Genomic DNA, 6,240 nt, shown 5'->3' with positions numbered 1-6,240 from the left:
AAACGCATCCAGGTAGCGGGCATCGCCCAGCACCAGGGCGTTGAGCTGCGGCGCAGCCAATAGGCCGACCAGCAGAAAAAGCCCATACATCAGCACGCTGAACCACAGACTGGTGCTGGCTAGGCGCTTGCGCGCAGCTGGCTCGGGTGCATCGGCCCAATAGCGTGCCAGACCCTGGGCAATCTCCAGTGCCACCACCAGATTGGCCAGCGCCCCGAGGGTAATCAGCAGGTCATAGGCACCGTAGTCGCCCGGCGACAGCACACGGGTATAGAGTGGCAGCAGGAAGATCGCCAGGCCCTTGGACAGCACCGAAGCCAGACCGTATACGAGACTATCGCGCAGGACAGCCTTAAGCACCTGTATCTCCGCAACCTGCCTGATTAGCCATACTGAGTAGCGCTTGTTGAAGCGCTGGCTTGTCTGCAAGCATCAGCGCTGAACTACCGTAGCTATTGACTAGCTCTCGCACTAATTTCGCAGTTCTTCTTCGATCCAATCCATTTCCGTCAACATAACGAATCGAGTATGGATCTACCCACCAATCCGTGGGGATCTCGTGACCCACTAAAAGCTGATGATACCGAAGCGCAACATGCTTAGGACTCCAACGAGTCCGAACATAATTTTGAGCTTTCAATCCAAGCTCGCAACGAAAACAGCGATCCACGATCAATTTCTCGATAGCTGCTTCCAGCTCGCAAGGCATAACAAACAAACTGGGCGGAATATTTTCTTTGCGTACATGACTCTGCACAAACTCAGAAAAATATCCAGCCACAATCGCTGGCTTACCGAAAAAGGCAGCCTCAGCAGCCAGCGCAGCCAACGGAGTGTCCGCATAAAGCTGATCAACAATGAAATCACAATTCTGAAGAGCTTCCAAAACCTCAGAGTTCGACTTATTTTCTAGAAGAAAAACCTCAATCAAATGACCCTTTTCACGCAGGCGCTCCAGCGTCTCCATTATAGTAGCGGTCCCCTTCACACCAGAATTCGAAGGCGCATGAAGAATCCGAACGACACCCGCACTCTTATCAGAATTTTTTCCTGACGAGGCAAAAGACTTAGGAATCCCCATCAGAAACCAATCCACAAATGGCAAAGTCAAATATTGAGCAGATGCAGGGGAACAAACAACGAAATCCGCATATTTTTCCTGAGCCGCCACCCGACTCTTTACACCTCGCACAAGCCGAAAAATGCTCCGCACCGAAGGAATTGGATCAGATACAGCACCGGCAAAAAAACCACCATCCATGAAAGGTGGCCGACTATCACTCCCGGCATATATAAATACTATTTTTCGCCCCAAAAGGCGCAACAACCACAGCTCTATTTTTGTATTCGTCAAAGTTAGAGCATACAAAAAAATAAACGAATCAAATCTAAAAATAGCCCAAAATAAAACAACAAAACCCCATAAATTATGAAGCACGACTGAAAACGGCTTCTGAAACAAACTAGCCCGGGTCAACTTACTGCGCCACCCACCCAGAAACTGCCAAACGCGAAGAACCCAAGGCTCCTTTTTATTACCGGAGTACTTAAAAGGGTGCGCTAAAGACAGGCATACTTGTGAATCGACGCCAATCTCCGAAAAACCCTCGTACAAACCTTGGGCAATCCCGGCAACTTCTACAGGAGCAATTAAAACCCTCAAGATTAATCCCCGATATCAACGAGAGGCCAGCAACTCAATCAGCTGACCCTGAGACAAACCGAACCTCATACGAATACTCTTAAAATACTCGCCCGGTCTAAAATCTTCTCCACCCACCCATTGAACACACCTAAGCGCAAGAACTCCAGACCCCGTATAAACATGAGTCTCACCTGAATCCCTATCATTCCATATAACGTGCCCAGGAACCCCGACATCCAAAGTAGCATCACACACAACTCGTGACGACCACACAATGAGTTTTCTCAGTTCACCCTTATACATAAGAACAGTAAATGCACCTGGGTAAGGACGAGAAGATGCACGCACCAGCTTATCTATTTCTACAGCAGAGCATGACCATTCGATACAGCCATCTTCTGGGAGACGCGGATAACATCTAAAACCCTGCCTAAGCAGAACTTCAGAATAGCTTCGAAGACAAACCCCTCGCTCCAAATTACCTAAAGCCTGACTATAAGCGAGCGGAATCTCACTACCCAACCTTTCAACCAAGTCACCAACACTATCCTGCTTATTTAGCAAAAAAGAGCGCCGAGCATAAACATCACCAACATCCAATTCTCCAGCCATCATCTTATGAACCGAAATTGTCAATTCCTTTTCACCACGAAGAATAGCCCAGTTAAGAATTGCATTGCCTCGATACTCAGGAATATCTCCACAATGTGCATTCAAGACACCCTGAGGAAAACGCTCAATAAACTGAGAACCAATAACTGAAATCCAATTAACACTTACAGCAACATCAGCCCCTACAGAATCACAAAAAGACAAAACACTATTATCAATAACGCTGGAACATATATAACTACAAGATTGACGCTCAGCAAATTTCTGAAAATCTTCTTCCTTAGCAAGACTTTCATCAGTAGCAGGCCCTGTAATCACCCCAACAATCTGATGGCTTTTCGATAAAACACGAAGAGTATTCAATAAATACTCAGAACGACCAATTGCTAGAATTTTCATGACCATTTCACCTAGAGAGGAGCACCTACTAGTCAATCATTTTTTGAATCAAATCATTAAATGATAAAGGGATGGGAGTCCCGCGACGCTCCTGATACAGCAACTGCGCAACCTTAAGACCTAGCGAATGAAGGGCAAGTACAGGGCGAACTCCTAAGTACGATAGGGTTTTTGACATCCTGTAAGGTTGCAGCCTTGCTGCGGGATAAATATCCAGACCAGCAGCCACAACCGCCTCAACATCTACGGCACCTGAAAACTGAATAATTTTGATGGCAGGATTTGTCGCAACAAGGGACTCAAATGAAAAACCTAGCTCCTTGAGCACATCATCTGAATCCGAGTAAGAAGCAACAACCAAGGCATCTAGATGCGAAGCATGCTCAAAGGAAAGCTCCGAAGCACTCTTCACCCGAAAAACTTGACTGGAATTAGCCAGAAGTGCAATTTCAATTACATCACCAAAAGGATCATCACTCAGCAGCCCAATTTTACAACCTGCGACCTCAACACCAGCTTCAAAAAGAAGCTTTAAGGCTAACTGCCCACAGGACTCAAAGACCCCAAAGCCCTGATAATCCTCATTCACACCTGCCACTGGAATTGAAAGCTCACGACAGAACTGCAAATCCAAGTCCCCAGGCCTATATTCCCAAGCCTCACACATATAGGAAACCACAGCATTTAGACTTCCTTTTGCAAGCAGGCTCGCATCCAAAGGGCGAATAAATCCAAGGTTTAAGAAAATATCAATTCCTGCTGGAATTTCCTCGCGCGAAGAAACCACAGAGATACAGTTACTTGCAACACCCCAAGCCGAGGCCAAATTATTAATTTTCTTGGAGATTTCCTGATGCGTGGCATACACGCTATCAGGAGCAACTGCAATAACTTTTCTTGCACCAGCAAGAGCTGCTGCGAGTGAAGAATATAAGAAAGGGCCACTACCAGCCTCAGTTGCCACAACAAGATCGTTTAAGTCGAGCGCTAGGCGCGTACGAAACTCGCTAAGCAAACGAAATTCACGTACGCCTTGAATCATCGCGCGTTGATTCCTCTGCGCACAATAGCCTCGCATACACGCTTAACGTCAACACCCTGATAGCATGGAAGAGTGATGGTTTCCTGCTGTAGCCGTTTTGCGTGACGCTGAACATCTGCATAACGCTCGCGGTAATACGTCGTATCGCTCAGACAATAGGTACCGATAGTTGTTTCGATACCATCTTCACGCAGACCACCTATCAATAAATCACGGTCAACGCCCTCTGGAACTCGAAAAACCAGAGACTGTACATTGTGCACAACATCGGAAGCACGCTGCTGGGGTATAAAACCCGCTGATGCCAAGAAGCGCACATATTCACTTCTTACCTCATTACGCTCAGCAACGATTTCATCCAGCTTCCGCAACTGAACACGCCCCATAAGAGCTTGAGGTTCGGAAAGACGATAGTTATAGCCCTGCTCGATGAAGTCCAGGCCATAGCCCAACATGCCGCTGGCGCCATGATTGAGCTTCACGTCAAACCATGCAGACCAATCATCGCGATTCGTTGTGATTGCCCCGCCCTCGCCCGTGGTCAAGAGCTTGCGTGGATGGAAACTGAAGCAGGTCAGATCCGCGATATTCCCCACGCGTACGCCCTGTTCGCTGCTGCCGATGGCGCAAGCGGCATCCTCGATGAACGGCACGCCATACTCTTTGCAGATTGCAGCGATTTCATGCATTCCGCTGGGATTACCAAACGCGTCAACAGCAATAACAGCTTTGGTTTTTGCACTCATGCAAGCGCGCAATGCGCTGGGCAGCATGTTGTAGGTATCGAGCGATACATCGGCAAAGACCGGACGCGCTCCCAGATCCTCCACAACGTTCGCGGTGGCGGGGAAAGAGAAATCGGAAACTACAACTTCGTCACCCGGCTCAATACCAATCAGCTTCAGACAAACGCTTAGCGCAGTAGTGGCAGAAGTGGCCAGATGCGTGTGGCGTGCGCCGGTATAGGCGCAAATTTCTTTACGAAACGCCTCAACGTGTTGCCCACGGGTAAAAATGCCACTTTCAAATATTTGCCGCATCTCGGCTTCGACTTCATCGAAACCGATATAGGGCTTCATCAAACGGATCTGGCTCATGCGCGGTTTCCGATCAAATGGGTGTACCAGTCCAGGGTTTCCGCCAGCCCTTGCTCGAACGGGGTCAACGAATACTGGATCAGCCCCTTGACCCTCTCGTTACTGGCGTTGTGCGACAGCACGTCGGAATGACGCGCAGGCTTGCGCAAGATCTCGCCGCTGTAGCCGTAGTGAGCGCAGATGCGCGGGATCAGCTCGTTGATCGAGATCTGGTTGTCGGTGGAGATGTTCACCGTTTCGCCAGACGGCAGCACGGCATGCAGTTTGACCACGGCATCCACGGTGTCATGGACATAAATGAAGTCGCGGCTCTGGGTGCCTTCGCCATGAATCTCCGGGATGCCCCCCGTGAGCAGGCGCACGGCGGTGATCGGGATCACCCCGGCCAGCATGCCCTTGTGGTTCTGCCGTGGCCCGTAGTTGTTGAACGGACGGACGATGTAGGCATCCAGGCCGAACATGCGCACGTAACTTTCCACCGCCAGATCGGCCGCAGCCTTGCCCGCGGCGTAAGTGGTGGTGGGGTTACGCGGATGCGCCTCGTCCATCGGCTCATACACCGCCGAACCATACACCTCCGAGGTGGAGAAGTGGCACAAGGTCTTGAACAGCCCACGGCGCTGCAGCTCGAGCAGATTGAGTACCACCTTGACGTTGGTGTCGAAGGCATTGGCCGGATTGAGGAAGGAGTAGTTCAGCGCCTTGGTGGCACAGTTGAACACCACGTCGATAGCGTGGTTGGCAAAGATGTACTCCAGGCTGGTGCTCAGCTCAGCGTCATCGCGATAGAAAGTGACCTTGCCGCAGGCCAGGGCCTCGACGAGGTTGTCTTCGGAGCCGACGAAGAGGTTGTCGATCACCACTACATGAGCGGCGCCTTCGGCCAGCAAGCGGTCCACCAGGTGGCTGCCGATGAAGCCGGCGCCGCCCGTGACCAGAACACCTTTGCCCGCAAAACCTTCTCGAATCGTCATGCCTGAACCGCCGCCTGAATTTGTGCACATATCTTCATTGCATCGACACCAGCGTCGACACCCGGAACCTGGCCGGCGGCCGGCTGACGGCAACTAGCCATGAATGCCTGCAGCTCGGTCAGCAGGGCTTCCTGTGGTGGAACGGCGACAGCCTCCTGGATCGCCGATATGGCGTAGGGCAGGCTGCCACTATCACGCGCCTCGGACTGGCGGTTGATCAGGATTTCTTTACGCAGAAGGTCGCAGTCAACGAACATATCGACGCAGGTGCCTTCGATCTGGCGGATTTTCTTGTCCGTCACGCGACTGGCCTGGATGCGCGAGAACTGACCGTTCTCGTGGGTGATGAGTGCCGAGGCGAAGTCGATCATGTCGCCGTGTGCAAAGCCGTGTGCGGCTACCGACTGGGCTGGGCCGTTGAGGTACAGGGCCAAATCAATGTCGTGAATCATCAGATCGGTCACCACATCG

Annotated in this window: 7 protein-coding genes; all 7 read right to left on the bottom strand. The window is 50.8% G+C overall.

Features of this window, described 5'->3' with window-relative positions:
- Nucleotides 1–360, bottom strand: a 360-nt coding sequence (locus J0A65_RS21010) for a lipopolysaccharide biosynthesis protein (RefSeq protein WP_206596298.1), incomplete at its 3' end; no start/stop codon positions are given.
- Nucleotides 353–1,663 (bottom strand): glycosyltransferase family protein, encoded by a 1,311-nt coding sequence (locus tag J0A65_RS21005; RefSeq protein ID WP_206596297.1) that lies wholly within the window; start codon nt 1,661–1,663, stop codon nt 353–355. The genes J0A65_RS21005 and J0A65_RS21010, both read right to left, overlap by 8 nt.
- Before the next feature lie 15 nt (nt 1,664–1,678).
- On the bottom strand, nt 1,679–2,656 hold the full coding sequence (locus tag J0A65_RS21000) for a methionyl-tRNA formyltransferase (protein ID WP_206596296.1): 978 nt from the start codon (nt 2,654–2,656) through the stop codon (nt 1,679–1,681).
- Nucleotides 2,657–2,684: 28 nt separating this feature from the next.
- Nucleotides 2,685–3,698 carry a hypothetical protein gene (locus J0A65_RS20995; RefSeq protein ID WP_206596295.1) on the bottom strand — a complete coding sequence of 338 codons (1,014 nt, stop codon included), beginning with the start codon at nt 3,696–3,698 and terminating at the stop codon, nt 2,685–2,687.
- Entirely contained in the window at nt 3,695–4,795 is a 1,101-nt protein-coding gene (locus tag J0A65_RS20990; RefSeq protein WP_206596294.1) for a DegT/DnrJ/EryC1/StrS family aminotransferase, read from the bottom strand. The genes J0A65_RS20995 and J0A65_RS20990 overlap by 4 nt, the downstream gene beginning before the upstream one ends.
- Nucleotides 4,792–5,769, bottom strand: coding sequence for an NAD-dependent epimerase/dehydratase family protein (locus J0A65_RS20985; RefSeq protein WP_206596293.1), 978 nt, complete (start codon nt 5,767–5,769; stop codon nt 4,792–4,794). The genes J0A65_RS20990 and J0A65_RS20985 overlap by 4 nt, the downstream gene beginning before the upstream one ends.
- Nucleotides 5,766–6,240 (bottom strand): Gfo/Idh/MocA family protein (locus J0A65_RS20980; RefSeq protein WP_206596292.1); only part of this gene is annotated, 475 nt, incomplete at its 5' end. The genes J0A65_RS20980 and J0A65_RS20985, both read right to left, overlap by 4 nt.

The sequence above is a fragment of the Bowmanella yangjiangensis genome (assembly GCF_017255015.1).
Lineage (GTDB): Bacteria > Pseudomonadota > Gammaproteobacteria > Enterobacterales > Alteromonadaceae > Bowmanella > Bowmanella yangjiangensis.
The sequence above is the reverse complement of the archived record's forward strand: the minus strand, read 5'-3'. Positions and strand labels throughout refer to the sequence as shown.

Bases quoted from the DNA above. Each gene is read 5' to 3' on its own strand.
- J0A65_RS21000 (WP_206596296.1), bottom strand. From the start codon at position 2,656: ATGAAAATTCTAGCAATTGGTCGTTCTGAGTATTTATTGAATACTCTT.
- J0A65_RS20995 (WP_206596295.1), bottom strand. From the start codon at position 3,698: ATGATTCAAGGCGTACGTGAATTTCGTTTGCTTAGCGAGTTTCGTACG.
- J0A65_RS20990 (WP_206596294.1), bottom strand. From the start codon at position 4,795: ATGAGCCAGATCCGTTTGATGAAGCCCTATATCGGTTTCGATGAAGTC.
- J0A65_RS20985 (WP_206596293.1), bottom strand. From the start codon at position 5,769: ATGACGATTCGAGAAGGTTTTGCGGGCAAAGGTGTTCTGGTCACGGGC.